This is a genomic window from Methanocaldococcus sp. FS406-22 (assembly GCF_000025525.1).
Classification (GTDB): Archaea; AGJL01; Methanococci; order Methanococcales; family Methanocaldococcaceae; genus Methanocaldococcus.
Window position 1 is genome coordinate 1,114,996 of sequence record NC_013887.1, and the last position, 21,647, is coordinate 1,136,642.

33 protein-coding genes are annotated in these 21,647 nt (G+C 31.2%); 8 read left to right on the forward strand and 25 right to left on the reverse strand.

Annotation, left to right across the window (positions count from 1 at the left end; all coding sequences use genetic code 11):
• Positions 1–82 precede the first annotated feature (82 nt).
• The 18 genes from MFS40622_RS05640 to MFS40622_RS05710 form a co-directional block, all read right to left on the reverse strand.
• Positions 83–697 carry a hypothetical protein gene (locus MFS40622_RS05640; protein WP_012980721.1) on the reverse strand — a complete coding sequence of 205 codons (615 nt, stop codon included), beginning with the start codon at positions 695–697 and terminating at the stop codon, positions 83–85.
• Complete coding sequence (locus MFS40622_RS05645; protein ID WP_012980722.1) at positions 698–1,159, reverse strand: hypothetical protein; 462 nt, start codon at positions 1,157–1,159, stop codon at positions 698–700.
• A gap of 4 nt (positions 1,160–1,163) precedes the next feature.
• Positions 1,164–1,670 carry a hypothetical protein gene (locus MFS40622_RS05650; RefSeq protein WP_012980723.1) on the reverse strand — a complete coding sequence of 169 codons (507 nt, stop codon included), beginning with the start codon at positions 1,668–1,670 and terminating at the stop codon, positions 1,164–1,166.
• A 12-nt stretch (positions 1,671–1,682) separates the two neighbouring features.
• Positions 1,683–1,823 (reverse strand): hypothetical protein, encoded by a 141-nt coding sequence (locus tag MFS40622_RS09590; RefSeq protein ID WP_012980724.1) that lies wholly within the window; start codon positions 1,821–1,823, stop codon positions 1,683–1,685.
• A 2-nt stretch (positions 1,824–1,825) separates the two neighbouring features.
• On the reverse strand, positions 1,826–2,059 hold the full coding sequence (locus MFS40622_RS05655; protein ID WP_012980725.1) for a hypothetical protein: 234 nt from the start codon (positions 2,057–2,059) through the stop codon (positions 1,826–1,828).
• A 10-nt stretch (positions 2,060–2,069) separates the two neighbouring features.
• A complete protein-coding gene (locus MFS40622_RS05660) occupies positions 2,070–2,399 on the reverse strand; it encodes a hypothetical protein (protein WP_012980726.1) in 330 nt (109 codons plus the stop codon).
• Between the two features lie 10 nt (positions 2,400–2,409).
• On the reverse strand, positions 2,410–2,952 hold the full coding sequence (locus MFS40622_RS05665; RefSeq protein ID WP_012980727.1) for a hypothetical protein: 543 nt from the start codon (positions 2,950–2,952) through the stop codon (positions 2,410–2,412).
• A gap of 55 nt (positions 2,953–3,007) precedes the next feature.
• A complete protein-coding gene (locus tag MFS40622_RS05670) occupies positions 3,008–5,131 on the reverse strand; it encodes a hypothetical protein (RefSeq protein ID WP_012980728.1) in 2,124 nt (707 codons plus the stop codon).
• A gap of 36 nt (positions 5,132–5,167) precedes the next feature.
• Positions 5,168–6,925: a PEGA domain-containing protein gene (locus tag MFS40622_RS05675; RefSeq protein ID WP_052292132.1), complete on the reverse strand. Its 1,758-nt coding sequence runs from the start codon at positions 6,923–6,925 to the stop codon at positions 5,168–5,170.
• Between the two features lie 6 nt (positions 6,926–6,931).
• The gene (locus MFS40622_RS05680; RefSeq protein WP_369750820.1) at positions 6,932–7,261 is read right to left on the reverse strand and encodes a hypothetical protein; all 330 of its coding nucleotides are present in this window, start codon (positions 7,259–7,261) and stop codon (positions 6,932–6,934) included.
• Complete coding sequence (locus MFS40622_RS05685) at positions 7,254–7,625, reverse strand: hypothetical protein (protein WP_012980731.1); 372 nt, start codon at positions 7,623–7,625, stop codon at positions 7,254–7,256. Before MFS40622_RS05685 ends, MFS40622_RS05680 begins: the two co-directional genes overlap by 8 nt.
• An 861-nt stretch (positions 7,626–8,486) precedes the next feature.
• Positions 8,487–8,750 carry a hypothetical protein gene (locus MFS40622_RS05690; protein WP_012980732.1) on the reverse strand — a complete coding sequence of 88 codons (264 nt, stop codon included), beginning with the start codon at positions 8,748–8,750 and terminating at the stop codon, positions 8,487–8,489.
• A 123-nt stretch (positions 8,751–8,873) separates the two neighbouring features.
• Positions 8,874–9,140 carry a hypothetical protein gene (locus MFS40622_RS05695; RefSeq protein ID WP_012980733.1) on the reverse strand — a complete coding sequence of 89 codons (267 nt, stop codon included), beginning with the start codon at positions 9,138–9,140 and terminating at the stop codon, positions 8,874–8,876.
• Positions 9,141–9,190: 50 nt separating this feature from the next.
• Complete coding sequence (locus tag MFS40622_RS09485; RefSeq protein WP_012980734.1) at positions 9,191–9,367, reverse strand: hypothetical protein; 177 nt, start codon at positions 9,365–9,367, stop codon at positions 9,191–9,193.
• A gap of 114 nt (positions 9,368–9,481) precedes the next feature.
• On the reverse strand, positions 9,482–9,649 hold the full coding sequence (locus MFS40622_RS09490) for a hypothetical protein (RefSeq protein ID WP_156770001.1): 168 nt from the start codon (positions 9,647–9,649) through the stop codon (positions 9,482–9,484).
• A 448-nt stretch (positions 9,650–10,097) separates the two neighbouring features.
• Entirely contained in the window at positions 10,098–10,268 is a 171-nt protein-coding gene (locus MFS40622_RS09495) for a hypothetical protein (protein ID WP_012980736.1), read from the reverse strand.
• 39 nt (positions 10,269–10,307) lie between these two features.
• Positions 10,308–10,739, reverse strand: coding sequence for a hypothetical protein (locus MFS40622_RS05705; RefSeq protein WP_012980737.1), 432 nt, complete (start codon positions 10,737–10,739; stop codon positions 10,308–10,310).
• A gap of 41 nt (positions 10,740–10,780) precedes the next feature.
• Complete coding sequence (locus tag MFS40622_RS05710; protein WP_156770002.1) at positions 10,781–11,626, reverse strand: hypothetical protein; 846 nt, start codon at positions 11,624–11,626, stop codon at positions 10,781–10,783.
• A 368-nt stretch (positions 11,627–11,994) separates the two neighbouring features.
• On the opposite strand from MFS40622_RS05710, the gene MFS40622_RS09715 reads away from it, so the two are divergent.
• Both MFS40622_RS09715 and MFS40622_RS05720 read left to right on the forward strand, forming a co-directional pair.
• The gene (locus MFS40622_RS09715) at positions 11,995–12,375 is read left to right on the forward strand and encodes a hypothetical protein (RefSeq protein WP_012980740.1); all 381 of its coding nucleotides are present in this window, start codon (positions 11,995–11,997) and stop codon (positions 12,373–12,375) included.
• 4 nt (positions 12,376–12,379) lie between these two features.
• Positions 12,380–12,883: a hypothetical protein gene (locus MFS40622_RS05720; protein ID WP_012980741.1), complete on the forward strand. Its 504-nt coding sequence runs from the start codon at positions 12,380–12,382 to the stop codon at positions 12,881–12,883.
• Positions 12,884–13,233: 350 nt separating this feature from the next.
• Here the strand turns inward: MFS40622_RS05720 and MFS40622_RS05725 are convergent, their stop codons facing one another.
• Positions 13,234–13,554 carry a hypothetical protein gene (locus MFS40622_RS05725; RefSeq protein WP_012980742.1) on the reverse strand — a complete coding sequence of 107 codons (321 nt, stop codon included), beginning with the start codon at positions 13,552–13,554 and terminating at the stop codon, positions 13,234–13,236.
• Between the two features lie 360 nt (positions 13,555–13,914).
• Between MFS40622_RS05725 and MFS40622_RS05730 the strand changes: the two genes are divergently transcribed.
• A complete protein-coding gene (locus tag MFS40622_RS05730) occupies positions 13,915–14,223 on the forward strand; it encodes a hypothetical protein (protein ID WP_012980743.1) in 309 nt (102 codons plus the stop codon).
• A 10-nt stretch (positions 14,224–14,233) separates the two neighbouring features.
• On the opposite strand, the gene MFS40622_RS05735 is transcribed toward MFS40622_RS05730, so the two are convergent.
• Positions 14,234–15,343, reverse strand: coding sequence for a DNA topoisomerase IV subunit A (locus tag MFS40622_RS05735; RefSeq protein ID WP_012980744.1), 1,110 nt, complete (start codon positions 15,341–15,343; stop codon positions 14,234–14,236).
• 329 nt (positions 15,344–15,672) lie between these two features.
• Here MFS40622_RS05735 and ftsZ point away from each other — a divergent pair, with 329 nt between their 5' ends.
• The 4 genes from ftsZ to MFS40622_RS05755 all read left to right on the forward strand — a co-directional run bounded on the left by ftsZ (position 15,673) and on the right by MFS40622_RS05755 (position 18,115).
• Positions 15,673–16,767, forward strand: coding sequence for a cell division protein FtsZ (ftsZ, locus tag MFS40622_RS05740; RefSeq protein ID WP_012980745.1), 1,095 nt, complete (start codon positions 15,673–15,675; stop codon positions 16,765–16,767).
• A gap of 10 nt (positions 16,768–16,777) precedes the next feature.
• Entirely contained in the window at positions 16,778–17,002 is a 225-nt protein-coding gene (locus tag MFS40622_RS05745) for a protein translocase SEC61 complex subunit gamma (RefSeq protein WP_012980746.1), read from the forward strand.
• Between the two features lie 85 nt (positions 17,003–17,087).
• Complete coding sequence (locus MFS40622_RS05750) at positions 17,088–17,531, forward strand: transcription elongation factor Spt5 (RefSeq protein WP_012980747.1); 444 nt, start codon at positions 17,088–17,090, stop codon at positions 17,529–17,531.
• Between the two features lie 98 nt (positions 17,532–17,629).
• Positions 17,630–18,115 carry a 50S ribosomal protein L11 gene (locus MFS40622_RS05755; RefSeq protein ID WP_012980748.1) on the forward strand — a complete coding sequence of 162 codons (486 nt, stop codon included), beginning with the start codon at positions 17,630–17,632 and terminating at the stop codon, positions 18,113–18,115.
• An 11-nt stretch (positions 18,116–18,126) separates the two neighbouring features.
• On the opposite strand, the gene MFS40622_RS09800 is transcribed toward MFS40622_RS05755, so the two are convergent.
• From MFS40622_RS09800 to MFS40622_RS05775, 5 genes are all read right to left on the reverse strand, one after another.
• Positions 18,127–18,933, reverse strand: a complete 807-nt coding sequence (locus tag MFS40622_RS09800; RefSeq protein ID WP_369750789.1) for a phosphatase PAP2 family protein — start codon at positions 18,931–18,933, stop codon at positions 18,127–18,129.
• Positions 18,923–19,138: a hypothetical protein gene (locus MFS40622_RS09805; protein WP_369750790.1), complete on the reverse strand. Its 216-nt coding sequence runs from the start codon at positions 19,136–19,138 to the stop codon at positions 18,923–18,925. The genes MFS40622_RS09800 and MFS40622_RS09805 overlap by 11 nt, the downstream gene beginning before the upstream one ends.
• 32 nt (positions 19,139–19,170) lie before the next feature.
• Positions 19,171–19,695: a winged helix-turn-helix transcriptional regulator gene (locus MFS40622_RS05765; RefSeq protein WP_012980749.1), complete on the reverse strand. Its 525-nt coding sequence runs from the start codon at positions 19,693–19,695 to the stop codon at positions 19,171–19,173.
• Between the two features lie 7 nt (positions 19,696–19,702).
• Positions 19,703–19,972: a hypothetical protein gene (locus MFS40622_RS05770; RefSeq protein WP_012980750.1), complete on the reverse strand. Its 270-nt coding sequence runs from the start codon at positions 19,970–19,972 to the stop codon at positions 19,703–19,705.
• Between the two features lie 191 nt (positions 19,973–20,163).
• Positions 20,164–20,610 (reverse strand): PepSY domain-containing protein, encoded by a 447-nt coding sequence (locus tag MFS40622_RS05775; RefSeq protein ID WP_012980751.1) that lies wholly within the window; start codon positions 20,608–20,610, stop codon positions 20,164–20,166.
• 226 nt (positions 20,611–20,836) lie between these two features.
• On the opposite strand from MFS40622_RS05775, the gene cas6 reads away from it, so the two are divergent.
• Entirely contained in the window at positions 20,837–21,547 is a 711-nt protein-coding gene (gene cas6 / locus MFS40622_RS05780; RefSeq protein ID WP_012980752.1) for a CRISPR-associated endoribonuclease Cas6, read from the forward strand.
• Positions 21,548–21,647 lie beyond the last annotated feature (100 nt).

The following is a 21,647-nucleotide window of genomic DNA, read 5'->3' on the forward strand; positions in this document are numbered from 1 at the left end:
ATAGAAGTTTTCAGTTGAAATTGTGAATAAAAAAATATATAGCACCGTGTAGTAGTTGAAGAAAAAAGCAATTAAAAATCCTTCATAATGGGCATTCGTGCCTCTTTATGTATCTTCTTAAAATCAGCCCTAATGCACATACTCCCACCACAGCAATCCCTAATGCTGTAAAAGTAGCATTCCATCTTTTATTCTCAGCTTTTTCCTTCTCTATGGCTTCTTGAAGTGTTGAATTTGAAGATTTTTCAATTAAATCAGTTATCAAATCTTTATACTGTTTATTTTGTTCTTTTAATAGCTCATTTTCAGCTTTTAACATTGTTATTTCACTTTTCAACTTGCTAATGTTCTTCTGCAATTCAATATTCTTTTTCTTATAAGTTATCAACTCTGCAAGCTGCTGATTCTTATGATTCAATTCTTCTTGCAATCTTGTTATGTTTCTTTGTAACTCTGCTATTAGGGCTTGATAAGCAGCAATCATGTTAGCATCATAAACTATCACTGTCTGATTTCCTTCCACTTCAACTACATGCTTAATAACTATTGTAATATTGTCTGGAAGTGTGGTATCGTTTGTTTCATTAATGTAGAATGTTTTTGTTTCCCCCGTTTCTGGATTTACAAGTGTTATTGTCTTTGCTATTGCTGGAGTTATTAATATTAATAATATTGTAAGTATAGGCAACTTTTTCATCTAACCACCAAATAGGCCTCTCATTTTTACATAGCCAGTAGCCCTATCTACAAGAATATAACCCATCCAATCCCCTTTTGAGCTTCCTTTTCCAAAATAGAGTTTAAACATCCAATAATATTGCCCGTTTTCTTCATATTCAGATAAATCTTTAGCATCAATGTTTAGATGATAATTATACTTTGAAAGCCCATACTCTTCTTCTTTCTTTTTTAGGAATTCTTTTGCTAAGTTGTATGCTTGAATTCCACCAATTGGATACTTTTTTGGTGGTGTTGATAGGACCACAAAAGAGCCATCACTATACCTTATAGTGTTATTTATAATCACATAACCATGCTCTGGATATCCAAACTCAAGTAATTTTTCTCTAATAACGTCTTCATCTGATTTTTGAATGCTTAAAATAGCAAAAGATATTAAAAAGACAGTTAAAAAAGAGAAAAATAGAATTCTCTTCATAATCTCACGTGGTTATGTTATAAGCTCCTTCTGCTGGTAGTCTATAAGCAGTTCCATTATACATTATATCTATGTAGTAATATACAGTGGCATTTTGTGTAATATTTGAGATTTCAACAACTGTTGGCAATGTAACATTTGCTAAGCTTGCAGCTTCAGTGAAGTTAATAGCATCAAATGAAACAAATGCAGTTATTGAATCTGCAGTAATGTTCTCCTTTGAAGCAGATACTGAAATCAATACAACACTATTATTAGCATCATAAACAGCACTTGCATCAAATGAGATTGTTGAGTTATCTGTTATATTCTCAGTTTGGTTTATTGGAGCTGTCTCATTTATTGTAGTATTTATTACATCTGTTGAGTTTGTTGAGGCATTTTCAGTGTGATTTTTCAAGAAGTCAAGCAAGAATCCAGCTCCCCCATCACTACTATGGCTCATATAAAAAGCTCCTATTATTGTTAGAATAAAAGCAATTATCAGCCCTATTGTGATATTTCTTTCCATGCTATCCCTCTGTTATCTTTTTTTCTTTTTCTTAGATGATTCTCTTTTCTTTAGTAAATCTTTCCTATCTGCTTCAATAATCCTCCCTCTCTTATCGATATAATAGAATTTTCCTTTTTCACGTTTGATTTTTCCTACAACCTTTTTTGCCATTTTTATCTACCTCCAATAGCTTTTAAAATCTCTAAAATGTCTATTTTTGAGATTATATTTTCAAAAACACTTTTGAGATTGTCAATATCTAAGATTCCAAAATAAGAAAGCCCTAAAACAATCAAAATAGCTATTATAATGTATTTCAAACTTCTCAAAATGAAAACTATTCCCAGAATAAGTAAAATCTCAAACCAATGAGCTTTTAACAATTCTATTATCACATTAACATCCATTTCACCCACCTTAATCATCACCTTTAGCAAGATAACCAATTATAACCCCGACACTAATCCCCAAAACAATTTTTGAGATTTCTAAAACAATTTTCCCAATGTCTTGAGTATAATACAACATTATTAGAATGCAAATTACAATTGCAGCAAGAGCATCTCCCAAACCCCACTTATCTTCGGCTATTTTCCAAACACATAGTAAAAAAATAAGTGTAGGAACTGCCCATGCTAAAACATCGTTATTAATGTCTAAAATATGCCCAATTTGTTCTATTTGATTCCTATATGCAAAACAAAGCAAAAAAGTCAGTATCGAAGCTATTATTTGCTGTATCACCACACTATATCACCTAAAATAGTGTTGTTCCAACTCCAGGCATTTCTGGAAGTCCAGGAATTGGTGGGAGTAGCATAATATACTGCCCACCAGTAGCAATTGTAGCACCAATCCAGAAAAACAATATCAATTCATCGTCTCCAGTTTCAGGAGCCAGTATGTAAATTGCATATAGTGCTGAGACGATAAGCACTCCTGGAGAGAGTGTTCCTAACGAAAGTGTAAATGTTCCAGTTAAAGCCCAAAGTATTCCTAAAAATGCCAAAAATGCCATTAGTAAAGCTAAACCAACTTGTTTGTATGAATTATCAATATCTTCAACCGTTCCTATCCTAATATACATTTTTGCATAGACATCTTTCATATCAACAAACTTATCAATGAGTTCTATTAAAATAACAATCACTAACGGAGTTTTAGCTATTGTCGTTACTATATCGTTCATAGTTACTGAAACCGTCGAAGAATACCAGAACACCGCCCCTAACGCAACACTAACAGCTATAGTTTTTAATATCCAAACTTTGTAGTTAGTTTGGAAAATATTCCTTGCCATAAAATCCACCTCCAAAAGTAGTTATTTCTAAAAAAAGAATTAAGAAAAAAGAGCATTAGAGTATTTTAAGCACAATTATTGCCCCTCCAACAACCAAAATAACCACTATAAGAATTATTGCCCAATCTGGAATCCAGTCAATTCCTAAGCCGCTCTTAAACTGAGACCACCATTCTCCAAGTGTTGAACCTAAACTGAAAAACATACTTGGTTCATATTGCTTTGTATCATCAATAATCTTCTCTGCATTATTTACATCAGCCTCTGCTTGGTCATGCTGTCCATAGAACTCTTTTTGTGCAGCATCATAGTAGTAATCTCCAGCCATTTCGTAGTTTTTACTAACTTTATAGTCCCTCGCTACTGTGCTTGCATCATTTGAAGCCATCATGTCTTCTAAGTAGCCTATTGCCTTATCATAGCATTCTACAGCTTTCTTAGCATATTCCTGAGCTTTTGGATTACTTGAATATCTCTCTACAAGGTGTTCTGCAGAATATTTTTTCTGCTTTAATGCTGAAATTGCACTTTCTGCAATGTTCTTAAGCGATTGTGCTTCACTTTCAGTTATTTTTCCATCATCAATAATTGATGCTATTTCTTCTGTTTGCTTATCACCTAAAACGACCTCTGTATTATCTAAAACACTAATTTTTGGTTTTACAATAATCCAAATTGGAATTTCATTTACATTTCCACAGTCATTATGTGGTTTTAAAACTGCATACACTACAAAATAAGTGCTATACCCAACAGTATTATTGTCATGTTTATATGTCAGAGTTGATGCTACTGTTGAAATGTAATCTCCCATATTTCCAAAACTTCCAGGAATCTGGTCTGCTATTACCCAAGTTCCATCAGCAAATTCTCTAAAAACTACCATTTTGTAGTCATCAATGATGCTGACATTAATTGGCTTCATATTGTCTCTATTTGCAATTACGACGAACTTATAATCTGCTGTTGAATCAAACAAATGCACTGGAGTAGCCCAACATCTTGCAACAATTAGAGAAGTCGCACCATTAGCATACATCCCATAAGCAGTAAATTCCCTAACATCTCCAAATCTTGCAGGTAAAGAACCTTCAGTACCCCCGATGAAATACTTACCATTTTGAAGATGATTGTATGCTGATAAAGATGATGCTTTTACATTTAGTTCTACATTTTTAACAAATTCTGGAGTGTAAAATAATCCTTCACCAGTCTCTGGGTCTGTTTCATGAAATTCTCCAACTGGTGTCCCTTGTGCAGTATATACATGTGTCCCATCAATCCTGTAGCCTCTCTCTTTTAAGTCTCTCCATGTAGTATATTCACTTTCCCATCTCCAAACTTCTCTATAACCTTGAACTTCAACTACAACTTCAAACTTAGAAATGTTTGCATTCAATAATTCCTCTGCTGTTTTATAATCTGCAGTTCCTTGAACAATGTTCTTTGCCTTACCAACATATTTGTCTGGTGCTTTTAAAGTAAAGTTAAAATCCCAATCCTCCCCAAGTGCGTCTGGATACCACCAACTTTTTGGCCTTAAAACTAAATCCCCCGTCCAAACGTCCTCATACCACTTTCTTCCACTGTCATCCACAACATACGCCTTAACTGATGTTATATGGACACAATTTTGAGGAGGTTCTTTACTTGATGGAGCGTGAATATGTACTTGTAATGGAAATGGGCTAAACCCGTATATCTTCTCCGGTCCTTTTATAGTAATCCTTATATCGGCAAGAGCTCCCTCTGTTTTAAAATCATAAGTTGTAAGTGAGGAACTCAGTTGCTGTCTCAGCTGGAAAAGGTCTTTAGCTGCTTCTGATTCTGAATATGCTTGTAGATTTGCCAATTTATTTTTGACATCCGTATCGTTGATTAACTCATCTTTTGTTGGTGTTTTTGCACCAGTATTAACAGCTGTAGGGGTGTCATACTTTCCAGTTACTTTTCTATAAATTAAATCACACAACCCCCCGATTGCTATTGCTCCACCAATTGCTACCAAGTCAAGCCCACCAGTTGCAACAGTAGCGGCTACAAGAGCTACAGCTGCTGCACCACTTGCAACCCCTGCATCATCCCAACCAATTTCATGCCCAAAAATCTCAAAAGCATTAACAGGAGCTAAAAGATACATTATAATTATAAAAACTGATAAAATCCTCTCAAACTTCATTTTAATCACCTAAAAAAAGAGATTTTGAAAAAAAGATTATTTTCTTCTCATTACAAATACAGCCCCAACTACTAAGAGAACTCCCACAATAGCTATTAGCCACAATGGAATGCTACTATCTCCTCCTATTGGAATAAATGATGATTCTTTTATGTTTAATATTACATCATTTTGGAATATTGGCTCTGCTTCTCCTTTTTCAAACACCTCTACTGTTAATTCATAGTTATCATACGTTATATTCTCTGGCACTTTAAACTTCAATTCAACTATTTTTGTCTCTCCTGGTGCAATTGAGAATGCCTGTTTTGGAGTATTATTAACATCAAAGATTTCGCCAAGAACTTCTGCATTATAATACTTTACTTCACTTGTTGGATTCTGAATCTCTATTTTAATTGTTGCTACACTTCCCTTACTTGCATTGACTTCTGGAGTTAAGAGCTTAATTGGTTCTACAACATGCACTGGAACATAAGTTTTTACCTGCCCTCCTTTTGCCAAGATTTCTAAAACATAATCCCCACTTTGATTTATTGGAACTACAAAATCGTGGCTGTCATAGGCATCAAACCCTTGTGACTGACTCCAAACTTCAGTTCCATTTATGTCCTTTAAAGTGAGCAATACACTGTAATCCTCTCCACTTTGGTCAGTTATAGTCACTGTGTTATCTCCAATCTTCCATTGTGATGGTGTTTGCAGTAAAAATGGCAACTCCTTAACCTCATAAGTTATCTGCTCTTGGTTAGTGTATTGGTTCCCTTCAATGTCAGTTGCTGTTATAGTCACTGCAAATGAATGCTCTCCCCAAGTTGCTGGTGTCTTAAACTGAATTTCAACATCCACAGGGCTATCTACTGTTCCCAGCACATAAGCACCATTACTTTCAGCTAAATAGCTGTTTTTGTAATATACTTTTACAACATCTACTCCTGAAATTTGCATTTGGGTTCCATAAGCTGTTCTAATTGGATATAAGGTTAATTTAACCTCCCCAATGCTGTTTGGATATAAATCACTGGTAACGTTCTTTTCAACTCTGAATAAACTTGTTTTTGGTGCTAAATCAATGTGCAATGTTGTATCATTTTCTATTTGCAATTCAGTGCTGTAATCCCAAAAGTCTTCTTTAGTTATTTTAAGCTGATGTTCCCCTTTTTCAACTAATACTTTTGCATAACCCCCATTGTCTGTTGTTCCAGCCAAATTATTATCTATGTAGATATTTGCTTTTGGCTCGGTGTAGATGTGAAGAGAATACTCTGGAATAGTTTGCTCAACATCTATTTTTTTCAAATATGTCGCAGAATACCAGCTACTATCAGCCCCAGCCTCTTTTTTAAGCACAACTGTTTTCACACTTGTCATACCATTCAACGTAATTGTCTTTACCTTGTCAGTTTTACCGTCAATGTACACATCTGCGACCCCATCATGAATATCAAATTGAACCCAGTGTGCTCCGCTATACCACGTCACACCCAAAGGTTTCCCGCCATCCCAATGATTATTGTCCATATACAAATCTCCAAAAATGTCTTGTGTTAAAACAAATCTAATATACTTCATATCATCTTGCTTTAAATACAGTGCAAAAGCAAATTTTTTAGATGTTGTTTGGACATCAACTTTAATTTTTGTATGATTCGCATTTTCAAAGCCAATATTGACATTAGCAGGAACATCAAAACCAGCCGTTCCCAACCATGCAGTCCATGAATTTGATTCTGCATTAACAAAACATAATACAAAACCTGAAAGCAATAGCAATAAAAGCATAATCTTCCTCATTTTGAATCACCCTTCAACAAAATAATCTAAAACTATCAATCCAGCAATAATCAAACATAAAAACGTTAAATCCTGACTAAAACCCTCTAAAAAACCCTTTATGAGTAATGTAGAAAGGTATATGTCATACAAAAGAACTCTGAAAGATGCTGATAAGGGTTTAATATTCACAATGTTATGATTTCCCTTATTTGTCACTGACCAATGAATTATCAAACCAATTATTGTTCCAAACACTGCATACTCTGTTAATATAAGACCTTTATAGATTAAATAAAAAGAAACTGCTAAAAACAGAACAATTTGAATAATACTTAAAGCCCTCAATTTAACCACCCTCAAGAGCATATCCTAAAACAGAGTTAATAGCTATTTCTAAAACCTTCCAATCTGGCCAATATCTATTATTCTTCCTCAACTCTACAACCTTTGAAAGATATTCTTTTCTTTTAGATTCATCAAAACTAACTCCTAAAAGCTCCTCAACTCGTTTTAATATAGCCCCCGCACGAATCCTAAGCTTTTGAACATTAGAACAAGAAGCATTCTTATAAACATCCCTTCCCAACAAAACATGACACTCTTTATTTTCTAAATCAACCCTAACTGGTTTAACATGCCCATCTAAGTAATCTTTTGAATAACACAAAACAGGACTAAGACAATAAGGGCAAATATGGATATAGACTCCAGTTTCCATCAATAACACCCCACAAAATAGATATACCACCCACTACCACAACTGCCCCCTTCATCGTCGCAACTCTGGGGGGAGAACCTAAAAGAGCCAACAATACTTTCTTTGAATAAAATATAACCACAAAAGATATATTTATACATTTCGATATACTCATAAAAAATTTAGTCCTGCATACTGTAACTCCAATTTTTAGAGTCCTCTAACCAGATAGCCGAGATTATTAAAAATAGAAAATGATAACCCCATTGGACATATACCAATCTCAATTAATAAAACTTATTTTCCAATAAAAACAGTTATTTTTTAATTTTATATATCCATTTCATGAGGCAGTCCTTGAGATCCAGTGGGGCTTTGCCCCGCCTGGGTTCAAATCCCAGCCCCTGCGCCATACCTATTTTACCACAAAGAAAGTTAATTTATCACTCTTTTAGAGATGATTAATCAATTGGATATATCCAGAGGACTGATAAAACCAGTGGTTTTAAAAACTTCTGGATATTATTGGTTATTTTAAATGTTTGAATTATTGCATCTTTGGAGCTTCATGGTTTTATGATGACTCGGAGATAAATAGCAGAGATCGTATGCAGGATTTAAATTATATCCCTCCTATTAAATAAATTAGTATGAAATGACATTAATAACTCACAAAAAAAACTTATACAGGAGACAAAAATAGGAGACATTTTGGACATTGGATAATTGTCCTCATTATGTCTCTAATGTCCTCTATATTGAGAAACAAATATATTAAAAATAAAGAAAAAAGGAAGTTTATTAGAAATACACTTTAAAAAACATAAATTAAAAGTTCCTTAAGTTCTAACTCCAAAAGAATTTATCAAATTCTTAGAAAAATTAAATCTCAAATAATCCATCTATACCCTTTTCTTTATATGCTTTAATAGCTTTTTCTAACCATTCTTTTTCTTCTTCTAATGTCATCTTTTCTTCTTCCTTTTCAGCTTCAATTAACCACTTTGGTTTTTTATACTTAACTCTTTTAGTTTTTCCAGCTAAATAGTCAAAATATTCGAACACATCTATCATTAGTTTTGGCTTTTCTTTTTTTATTTTTCTTTTTAAGAATTTTTTTATAATCCTCTTAGTTTGTTTTTTCATAATCTCACATCGATTATTTGTTTCTTCTCTCTTTAAGCTCTATTTCAATTTCCTCAATATCTTCTCTATTCAACAACTTATAAAGTTCTTCAGCTAAAAGTTTATATTTATCATAATCAAGGATTACTGGTAGGTTTTAAATTTAAAATTTCTTTGAATCCCCCTTTTTTTGTATGCTTTAATGGCTTTTTCGAGCCATTCATCATAATCATCATCACTCATATTCTCAACGATATTTCTTGCTTTTACCAACCACTCAGGAATTTTAAATTCTACATTTTTAGTGTCATATTTTCCAGATAAATAATCAAAATAATCAAACACATCTATCGTTAAACTATCCTCTTTTCTTTTAGATTTCCTTGTAACTCTTTTAGTTTGTCTCCTCATAATCTTACCACATCTGTCATCAAACTATTTACTTAAAAATATAAAAAATATTAAATACTTAATGCCTCTCGCAATCCTCCTTTTTTCAATTTAGAATATGTAATCTCGAATAACTCATCAAGTTCTTCATCACTCATATTTTCTATCTTATTTTCCACGTTCAAAAGCCATGCTGGTTTTTTATATATGTCTTTTTTGGTTTTTATGTTAACTACCCTTTTTTGCATAATATCGCCGTTAATTTATTATTATAAAAAATTAAATCTTAAATAATCCATCTATGCCCTTTTCTTCATACGCTTTTATCGCTTTTTCTAACCATTCTTTTTCTTCTTCCAATGTCATTTTTCTACTCTTTTTTCTGCCTTAATAAGCCAATCTGGTTTTTTATACTTAACTCTCTTAGTTCTTCCAGCCAAATAGTCGAAATATTCGAACACATCAATCATCAATTTAGGTCTTTCACTCTTTAAGAATTTCCTTATAACTCTTTTAGTTTGTTTTTTCATAGTTCCACTCCCAATAATAAAATAAATTGAATAGATAAATCCTTTTTAATGACTCCAGAAGAATATAAATTTATTAAACATCTCCAAATAATACTTTTTCAACTCCTTCCTTTTCCAACTCTTTAACAAAGTTTTCTACATCTTTAATATATTCCTCATGACTCATATTTTCTATCTCATTTTTTACTTTTTTAGTCCACTCGAGTAGAATATCTTCTTTCTGTATTTTTTTAATTTTTATTGTTTCCTAAAAATTTTCTTATAATTCTCTTTGTCTGTGCTTTCATAGCCATCATCACCGATATTTTATTTTATCATCCTTCAAAATTCATTCTTAAGTGATTATAATGTAATTATTACTGATTACAGTGATAGATAAGTTTAATATTGAGAGTTAAATAGCTACTTTGTTTTTTGTATTCATTTTTGGTATATCCTCATCTTAAATTTATTTTATATCCTTAAATACTAAATTTTTTACTCCTCCAACTTTTTTAGCTTTTAATCCAAATTTTATCATCTCATCACAGAACTCTTCATGGCTCATTTTATTAATCTCTTTTTCAACTTCTTTAATCCATGCAAGATGCTCACTATAGCTAATAAATTTCGTTTTCATGCTAATTTCCCTCTATATACATAATGTTAATAATTTCCGTCAGATGAAGGTCGGTTTATCCAAATCAGAAGTGACGATTAAAACTCCCTCCATATCTGGAAATTTTTTATTAACTTCTTTCCAAGCATCGAATACCATTTCTTTTATTTTCCTTACAATGGATTTTATATCCTTTAATTTTCTCTTATCCAATTTTTTCTTAAACATCACTTCTACGATTACCTTCTCATCAATTCCATCATAATCTAAAACAATCTCAAACTCTTCTTTTGGATATTTTTTCTTTAAATATTTCTCAACATAATCAGCAATTTTATAAATCTTCATCTTAAAATCCTCATCCTTAACAAATAATTTAAAATTATCCGTCTTTTTGTATTTCTCTTCCAATTCTAATCTTTTAATTGCCTCTTCAATTTTCTTTTTAGAAATATTTGAAGGAACTTTTAAGGTTATTGTCTTAGTTGGCATAATATCACCATAATATCTGTTAAAAAGATGAAAAGTTGATTTTATGGCTCATAGTTAATGTAGTCATTAAACTTGTCTATTGGAATTTCAGTTTCCTCAAATATGAATATACCATCTTGATGTGCATTTATTTTTCCATTCCATTCGTATCTTACTTTATCCATCAGTTTTAAATAATAGTTGTCAAAATCTTGCTCTGCAGTGTATTCATCTGGATATTTTGCAACAAATTTAATGATTGCTTTGTTATCGTTAAATATTATTACTCCATAAGCACAGTCATAATTTGAGGAGTAGGTTTTTGGAGGATAGAATTCAGCACATTCAACATCATAGTTATTTACATTAATGTAGGATTTTAATTCTTCGTATTCTTTTTTTCTAACATCCAATAATGATTTTTTTCCAAATAATGTTAGTGTATCAATGCAATCTTTAAGAAGCTTTGTACTATTTGATATTATTAAATAATTCCCAACTACGCAACTGTATTCTGTCTGCTTATTTCCATCAACATCTTCATAATCTAATTTATATATTATAATATCATTATATCTTTCATAACTATGGGGCGTTGGATAAGCCCCTTTTGTCCAATAATTTTTTAGGTTTTCTTTACTAAATTCTAATAGTTTTTTTAGATATTCTTTCTGAGAATAGGATTCTCTTAATTTATAAATTGTAAGATAATTTCCAGATCTATCCCACGCTTCTACAAACTCTTTAACTTCACTTTTTTTAATAGGATAACATGCTAAAATATCGAGACAGAATTTTACGAAATCAACCTCATCATAAACATAAAACTTATTTGCTAAAGTATTCTCAGTCACATAAATGTAACCAATACAGGATGATGGGATGCAATCTTTTATATCTCCTTTCACAAACATCCCATTGAGACATCCAGAGGACATTAATATTAACAAAAAAGTGAGTAAAATTGTAGCGTATCTCATATTATCACTCTATTTTTAAATTTCAGCATTTTCAAACGCTTTTGGGATGTGGAATTCAATAGTAATTTTTTCAATATTATGCCTCTTCATAAAATCAGCTAAAATGTATGCAAAGAACTCGTTATGACTTTTGAAGTTGTATCCCTGCTTTTTTTAATGCATCATACAGCAAATCAAACTCATCCTTAACTTCCTTTTTTACTCTTATTGACGCCCATGCCATTACCATCCCTCAAATTATATTAATACATCAATTATATATAATGGCAATATAAAAATTTTATTTGGTGATTGTTATGGCATCTAAAGTTAAAGTAACCATAGAACTTCCATCAACATTAACAAAAAAGGAAGCAATAGAGATTTTAAAAAGAGAGGCATTAAAAAAGAAATTCAAAAAGACAGAATTATTTGAAAAATATTCTAAGAATAAAGATATTGCTTATAAAATTGCTGATTATGTTGAAAAATATTTGAAGAGGTATTATAAGGGCTTAAAGTTTGAGATTTTATTAGATTATGATTTGGATGAGGATGTTAATGAAATATGTGTTTTAGCTGATGAGTCAGTAGATGAAGATACATTATTAAATGCTGTAAGAAAAGTTAGAAAGAGTGCAATTAAGAGATTTGGAAATTTAATTGATTACAATGTGATTATTGCTGATTACAGGTGATGGAATGACGTTTAATGTTGAAGAATTTAAAGAAATTGCCGATAAAATTCCAAATTTTAAGTCACTCCCAAATGAAGGTAGATATAGGACTGCAATAGGTAGATACTATTATTATACGTTTTTAAAAATAAGGGACATAATTTTAGAAGTTGATGAAAGAGAAGAAATTCGTGATTATTTCAAAACAGGGAAATCCCACCACTTAGTTAGAGTTTATCTATCAAAACTGGGAGATATTTTAAATTTAGATATTTTAAAAGAAATTTCTTCAGATTTGTATAACCTACATAGGATTAGAAAATTGGCAGATTATAACACAGATAGAACCGTTAAATATATTAAGGTTAAAATAGCAAGAAAGCTATCTTATAATATAATTAAAACACTCAACACTTTAGAATACAATGGAGTTATTGGCTTTGAAAATATTTTAAAGCACTTAAAAAAGATTGGAGAGGAAGAAGGAGATGAATATAAATACTTTCCAAGAATTAATCAGTTAGGATAAAACCTACAATAAAAAAATAATATAGCAGTTATTATTGCCCCTACGAATCCAAACATTCCGATAGCAAAGAACAAAAAATTAATAATGATACTATATACAAAATTCCATAGAGAACTCCTATTGTCCCCTACTTATCCCAAATTTAACAATTACTTTAAATTATGGTTTTGTCCGTTTATATCCACCACCATCTTCATAATCATTAAATTATCAAATAAATTTAACAAGCTTTTTTCTTAGATAAAAAATACATTGCCATAAATTTCGTTTTTCCCCTGTAAGCTTTCTGGAAGAGATTTAAAAGTTGAAAAGTTTTCAGCTACTTCTTTAAATTCATCAACATTTAACACTTACAACACCTCCAAATCAGAAGTAACTAATACATAATACATCAACTCATTAAATTTCTCATGACATCTTAAACTGACATTATCTATAATCTCGTTGATCCTATCAATTTCTTTTTCAGTGTTTTTTGTCATTTTTAGTTTTTTCTTAAATACAATTCTTATAACTGCTCTTTCATCAATTCCATCATAATCTAAAATAATCTTAAACTCTTCCTTTGGATATTTTTTCTTTAAATATTTCTCAACAAATTCGGCAATTTTATAAATCTTCATCTTAAAATCCTCATCCTTAACAAATAGTTTAAAATTATCCGTCTGCATGCTCATCCCAAATTAACTATAATGTTTTTTTCAATCAATAAAATTTATTGTTTTTAAATGTATAAATATCTTTCTCAAGATGCATAAAAATTAATATCCAAGACATCTATGGGATTTTATATCTAAAATAAAATACCAATTTAGAAAATATCTAATAAATCCATAGATTATTGAGATTTAAACGAAAATAGCCGAAAGATTTTTATAGATGGATGAGAATTTATAAAATAAAAGTTTTGAAATTTAATAATTATCCCCGATTAACTACCTATATGTTCACTGACTTAAAAATCTGTTTTTATTTTCAATTATTAAAATTGAATAATCCAAATATAAAGATTAATATTAACTGGTGATAACATGGCTTTTGACGAATTCGAAACTTTAAAAAATTACCACCCTGAGAAATTAATAAAAGAAGAAAAAAGGGTTTTCAATCCAAAAAGTATTGAATTAGGAAAAAATTTTATAAAAATAGATGACATAAAGATTGTATTCTCAAAAGATATTGAAAAAGGAGAGGAAGAGTATCTATTGATGGATGTAGTTCTCTTTTCTCTTGAAGGAATCTACAACCTTGTAGAAGATGAGGAGTATAAAAAAGAAATTAAAAAGATATGGGAGAAAATTAACAAAATGAGAAATTATTACAACCCAGAATTTTTATAAAATTTAAAATTTATGGTAACCATGTGCTCTCATCCTTAATTTTTTCAGGTAAGTAAGTGTTGACAACATACTTTAAACCATACTTTGCCAAAGACTGCTGTTCCGCCCTAACTCCCATATCGAGCATCTGTTTTAAAGCTTTCTGCCATTCTGGGAAACTCCTTACAAAGTCATCATTTTTTAAACCATCTTTTATCCTTTTAATATCCTGCTCCTTTAATGGATGAGTTGGCAAATCATAATCAATGATATCTTGTGGAGTAACTCCAATCAACCTCGCTGCAGGAATTGACAGCTTATCAGCTAAGTGTATTGCCTTACCACTCCCAACTTTTAGAGTTCTGTAAATGTTTAAATACCCATAAGGGTCTCCGTCTGTAAATACTAAAACAGGTAAGTCATGTTCTTCATGAAGCCTTTTTATAAACCTTCTTGTAGCCCTTGCCGGAACTCCCTTTAACGAAACCAATATGCAGTTGTGCTTATCCCAAAATCTCTCTGCATTCAACCTTGCAAACATACCCGATGTTTCTATTGCCAATATAAAGTCAGCATCTGTCTCAAGATTTAATTTTGTTACATCGTTCGGGATGTTGTAAGCTCCAGTCCCCAATTTTGAGCAATCAACAACGAGCTCACCCTCTGGAGTTTCTTCAATAATTTTTAACGGCCCAACTACTGAAGAACCATCCTCTTCAGGAATAAATCCTAAATGTTCCCTCAAAACTCCCAAAGCTGCCTCTAAATCCTCAATAACGTTGTTTGATGCTTGTTGGTCATCAAATCTTGCCTCTCCCCAGTTTTTTGAAACATAGTAGGCTTCCCTTAGAGTTGAAAAATCGTCAGTTTCCAATAACTGCTTAGCAAATTCCAACATCTTTGTTGTTTGTGCAAAAATCTTTGCCTGATTCACAGTTAATGTTCTTGCCTTTTCTTTACCAACTAAAGTAAATGAACCCTTTTCTTTATCAAACATTGCATTGGATAAGCTTCTAATTGGCATTGTTATCTTTGGTCTCTTCCCTTTCATTAAATCTTCATACATTTTTTTAGCCAATTCAATAATTTTTTGTTTTGCAATCTCTCTTGGTTTTTTTGGAATAGCAGGAAGTTTAACCATATAACCTCACCAAATAATTTTTAATGAAATTTTTTATATGTTTATCCTCGACTATAATTTGTTTGTTGTACTATTATAAATTTCAAATGGAACATAAAAAACGTAAAATCCCTAATCATGCAAAGTCATAACCAATAGATTTTTATACCTAATTTTAAAATTGAATAATAATAATATACACCACCATGATAACCCTATGGGTAACCATATAGAGGAATACTATATAAAATATTCATATATAATTATTTAGGTTATGATAGCATTACGTGTAAAATCCATTATTGTGTTTATAAGTTGAAATTTAAAAATAATATTATGGAGGTCATAACGTGAAATTTCTAAAAAATGTTTTAGAGGAAGGGAGTAGATTAGAGGAGTTTAATGAATTAGAATTATCTCCAGAAGACAAAGAATTATTAGAATACTTACAACAAACTAAGGCAAAAATTACAGTGGTTGGTTGTGGTGGAGCAGGAAATAACACTATCACAAGGTTGAAGATGGAGGGTATAGAAGGAGCTAAAACAATAGCTATTAATACAGATGCTCAACAATTAATTAGAACAAAAGCAGATAAAAAGATTTTAATTGGTAAAAAATTAACAAGAGGTCTTGGAGCTGGAGGTAATCCAAAGATTGGTGAAGAGGCTGCAAAAGAAAGTGCTGAAGAGATTAAAGCGGCAATTCAAGATTCAGACATGGTGTTTATTACTTGTGGATTAGGTGGAGGAACAGGGACTGGATCAGCTCCTGTTGTAGCTGAGATATCTAAGAAGATAGGAGCTTTAACCGTTGCTGTAGTTACACTGCCTTTTTTGATGGAAGGAAAAGTTAGGATGAAAAATGCGATGGAAGGTTTGGAGAAGTTAAAGCAGCACACTGATACATTGGTCGTTATTCCAAATGAAAAATTGTTTGAGATAGTTCCAAATATGCCGTTAAAATTGGCATTTAAGGTAGCTGATGAGGTATTAATTAATGCTGTAAAGGGTTTAGTTGAGTTAATAACTAAGGATGGATTGATTAACGTTGATTTTGCTGATGTCAAGGCAGTGATGAGTAATGGAGGCTTAGCGATGATTGGTATTGGAGAGAGTGACAGTGAGAAGAGGGCTAAAGAAGCTGTCAATATGGCATTAAACTCTCCATTATTGGATGTTGATATAGATGGAGCTACTGGAGCTTTGATTCATGTAATGGGACCTGAAGATTTAACATTGGAAGAGGCAAAGGATGTTGTTGCCACCGTGTCTTCAAGATTAGACCCAAATGCTACAATTATATGGGGAGCTACAATAGATGAGAACTTAGAGAACACTGTGAGAGTACTATTGGTTATTACAGGAGTTCAGTCAAGAATCGAGTTTACCGATACAGGATTAAGAAGGAAAAAAACTGAATTACTGAATATTCCAAAAATTTAATGGGGATATTATGAAAACAGATTTTAATCAAAAAATAGAACAGCTTAAAGAATTCCTTGAAGAATGTAGAAGAGTTTGGTTAGTTTTGAAAAAGCCTACAAAAGATGAGTATTTGGCTGTTGCAAAAGTTACAGCTTTGGGAATATCTTTATTAGGGGCTATTGGATACATAATCCACGTTCCAGCAACATACATTAAGGGAATATTAAAACCCCCAGCAACTCCAAGGGTATAAGTAAATTAAATATCAAAAAACTTTTTTATATTTAAACCTTTTACAAAAATTCTATTTTATTATTTAAAATTTATTAGGTGAGATTATGATTTTTGCAGTTAGAACTATGGTTGGACAGGAAAAAAATATTGCTGGATTGATGGCAAGTAGAGCTGAGAAAGAACAGCTAAATGTTTATTCAATATTGGCTTCAGAGTCATTGAAGGGCTATGTTTTAGTTGAAGCAGAGACAAAGGGAGATGTTGAAGAACTAATAAAAGGAATGCCAAGAGTTAGAGGAATAGTCCCAGGAACAATAGCTATTGAAGAGATAGAGCCATTACTAACTCCAAAGAAAATCATTGAAAATATTGAGAAGGGAGATGTTGTTGAAATCATTGCTGGGCCGTTTAAAGGAGAGAGGGCAAAGGTTATTAGAGTTGATAAGAATAAAGAAGAAGTCACATTAGAACTTGAGAATGCCGCTGTCCCTATACCGATAACCTTACCTGTTGAAGGTGTTAAAATAGTCTCAAAGCATAAAGATTAAAATTTTATATAGGGCATAAGTTTATATACCAAATATATTAATTTTATCTACACATCATTTCTTTTAATGAAACACTCCAAACATTGAGGTGAATAATTATGGCTAAGGAGGTTGTTGAAGTATTGGTTACTGGAGGTAGAGCAACAGCTGGACCACCATTGGGGCCTGCTATTGGACCTTTAGGAGTTAACGTCATGCAAGTTGTTAAGGAGATTAACGAAAAAACAAAGGACTATGAAGGAATGCAAGTCCCAGTTAAAGTTATAGTTGATACCGAAACAAGAAAGTTTGAGATTGAAGTTGGAATTCCTCCAACAACTGCTTTAATTAAAAAAGAGTTGGGAATTGAAACAGCTGCTCATGAACCAAGACATGAGATTGTTGGAAACTTAACATTGGAGCAGGTTATTAAAATAGCTAAGATGAAAAAAGACGCTATGCTATCTTACACTTTGAAGAACGCTGTAAAAGAAGTTTTAGGAACCTGTGGTTCAATGGGAGTAACAGTTGAAGGAAAAGACCCAAAGGAAGTGCAGAAAGAAATTGATGCTGGAGTTTATGATGAATACTTTAAAGAAGAATAAATTATCTTTTTTTATTTTTCTTTTGATAATATGGTTTTCATGTATTTTTTAGATGTATCTACTAATTTAGATATATCGATTTTTATTAGATATCCGCATAAGATTCCAATAACAACTCCAGCAAGAACATCAAAAGGATAGTGAACTCCTACATAAATTCTACTATAAGCTACAAGAATCGCCCAAATTAAAAATAGTATTCCAAGTTTTTTTGAGTAAAATAGCAGTGATGTTGCTAACGTAAATGCCAAGGTTGTGTGCCCACTTGGAAAGCTTGGCTCATTTCCTTCATTACACAACAGATGGACATTATCTAAAACTAAATAAGGCCTTGGCTCATTTACTAAATACTTTAAAGAAAACGCAATTATAAAAGCCAAACATAGAGCGGAAATTAGCTTTATTCCAAACTTTCTATTTTTTATAAGTATAATTATGGATGTTATAGCAATTAAAGGATATGCTGTTTTAGAGATAATTAGCATAACTGTATCAAGTATAGAATTGTAGTGAGAGTTTATTAGATAAAAGAGCCAAATATTAAACTTATTCAATTTACCTATGTTTCCTAAAATGTTTCCAAAATAGGCTACAGCCAAAAATCTTGGAAATCTTCCAATTATTGTCCCAATTGTAAATAACAATTTATGCATTTCAAAAATTCCTGAGAGCCAGGCTATGACCTTATAAGGCAGGGGGGTGAATCCAGCTATAACAACTCCATAAATTCCATACTTATTAAAAAATCCTTCCCCTTTATGCAAATATTTCTCTCCAAATATTTTTACAAAAATTGGATGCCCTAACTTATCCCCCAAAAAATATCCAAATAATCCCCCCCAATGTTGTGCCAATAGTAGCAACTATTGCAGAAATTATTGGGTTTAAGCCAAAAAAAGAAGCTCCAATTATAAAAACATCTGGTGGGATGGGTTGTATAAATGCCTCTGTAAATGAGATTATAAATATCCCGAGATAACCATAATTCATTACAAGGTTTTCAGCTATTGTATATAAATCCATAAACATCACCTAATTTATATTTTGGTATGTAACTATTTTAATACTATCGGCTCCCATGTCTCTATAAACCTATCAATAATCTTATCAAGAAAGCTTTCTTTATATGTTATCAAAATATCAACAATCTTTTCAGGGTTTTTGATTTTAAACAAACTTTCCCGTCCTATTTTTTCTTTCTCAACAATCCCTGCATTAATTAAATTATTTAAGTGCCAAGATACGGTTGATGGTGATAGATTTAAGTCTTTTGCAATGTCTTTGTTATTAGCAGATTCTTTGCTTAATAGGTATAAAATAATATGTCTTGATGTCTTTCTTCTCAAGAATGACATTATCTTTTTTCCATTTTCATCTAATTTACAATCTTTTGGGAAATATCTTACATAACCGCCATCATTTTCAGATTTTATCAAGTTTTTCTTTTCTAAATATTGAAGATGATATTGTAAATTACCGGTAGCAATGTTTAGTTTTCGTTCCAATTCTCTAAAGTGAATTCCCGGATGTTTTTTTATTAAGTTGTAAATCTTTCTTCTTAATTCAAGCTCTAACTCCATACTTTCCCTACTTATCCATAACTATCGCCATAAAAAATAATGCCAATATTATAAAATCAAGTAAATTAGCAAAAATTTCAATAAACTCTCCTTTTTGTGGTATAAAAATATCTGAAACTTTTAGAAATCCTTTCAATGCATAAAAAAAGAATGCTAACGATACTAAAAAAAGCTTTTTCCTACGTTCTCTATGGTATGCAATTATAGATATGGTAAATATTAGAAGTGCAAGAATGCTTGATAGTAATCTTATTATCTCATCAACATCTACAACCATTATAAACACCTCATCTAACCAATTAAAAAATAAAAATCAAAAATTGTTAATATATCTTGGTTTAAATAAATCTTTTGGTGCAAAAATCGAATAATCCATATAATAAAAAATAAAGTAAATTTTAAATTGTTAAATACGATTAAAAGTTCATAAAAAAAGGGAAGTTTTATGTTTTATCCACTATTGCCTACTTATTGTGTATTATCATCATTTGTTTCTTTATCGTTATTTGCTTTATCATCGTTTATTTCATTGTCATTTTTGTCATCATCTACTTCTTTATCATTGCTGTCTTTTTCGTTATAATCTCCGTCAATCTTCAATATCTTCCCATTTTCAGCATTTACTTTAACATCTTTTATTCCGTTAGATGTTGAGATTTCTACACCATACACAACATAGCCATCTTCATTTTCAAGTTCAACTTTAACAACTTTTCCCGGAACTTTTGAAAGTGCTATATTCTTTGCTTCTTTTTCTGTTATTTTAGTATATTTTGCAAGCATAACATTTTCAGAGTTCTCAGATATTTCAGAATTTAATGTTGTATTGTTCTTTGAGTATGTAGCAGCAAATACTCCTCCAACTCCCAATAGAGCTATTGATAGCAGTATAGCAAACAGCTTTTTAAATCCCATGTTTTCACCACTTTAAAATTTTTACGTGTTTCATTGGAGCCACAACACGTGGCTCCACGATTATTTGTATTAATCTTCTGTTAATAAATTGTTTTTGGTGCAAAAATCGAAAATTAGTACAATTTTCGAAGAATTGCCCCATAAAGTAAATCTATTAATTAGAACACAAAAAATAATAAGTGGGAGATAACAAGGTATTTCTGAAAAATATTTTACGAGGGATAGTATGAGGATTGAATTAGAGTTGCAGACGGATAACTTTACAGTAATTCCCTATAATCATCAGTATTATTTAGCATCAGCCATATACAATAAAATCCACTCTGTAAATCCTATCTATGCTAAAAGACTGCATAATTATCAAAAGTTTAAGTTCTTTACATTCTCTTTGCTGCAAATTAGAAAGAGGGTTATTAGAAAGGAGGGGATTGAAACTATAGATGGAAAAGCTTATCTCTATATTTCTTCTCCAAATAATGAGTTTATTGAAAACTTTGTTGCTGGGTTATTAGAAGATGGGAAGTTAAGAGTGGGGAATGTTGAATTTTTTGTAAGGAAAGCTAAAATTTTACCAATCCCAAAGAAATTCAATATCTTAAAAACGATATCTCCAATATATTTAAAGACTATGATTGAGACAGAAAATGGGTTAAAAACCTATGACTTACTTCCAAACAACTCAAAATTTTATGAGAATTTGAAAAATAATCTAAAAAAGAAGTATGAGGCATTTTATAATGAAAAGTGTGATATGAACTTTGAATTTGAAATTTTGAAATATAGACCTAAGAGGATGATGATAAAGAATATTTATTGTAGATGCTCTGAAATGGTGTTTAAGGTTTGGGGAGACTATGATTTAATAAAATTTGGTTATGAGTGTGGTTTTGGAGAGAAGAACAGTATGGGTTTTGGGATGGTTGTGAATATTGAGTAAGCTATTTTTTATTTTTTAATTTTTAAACTATTTTACTTATGTAAATTAAATTTTTATCGATAAATTTATATATGAGTTTAGACAGTGTATATTATTATAT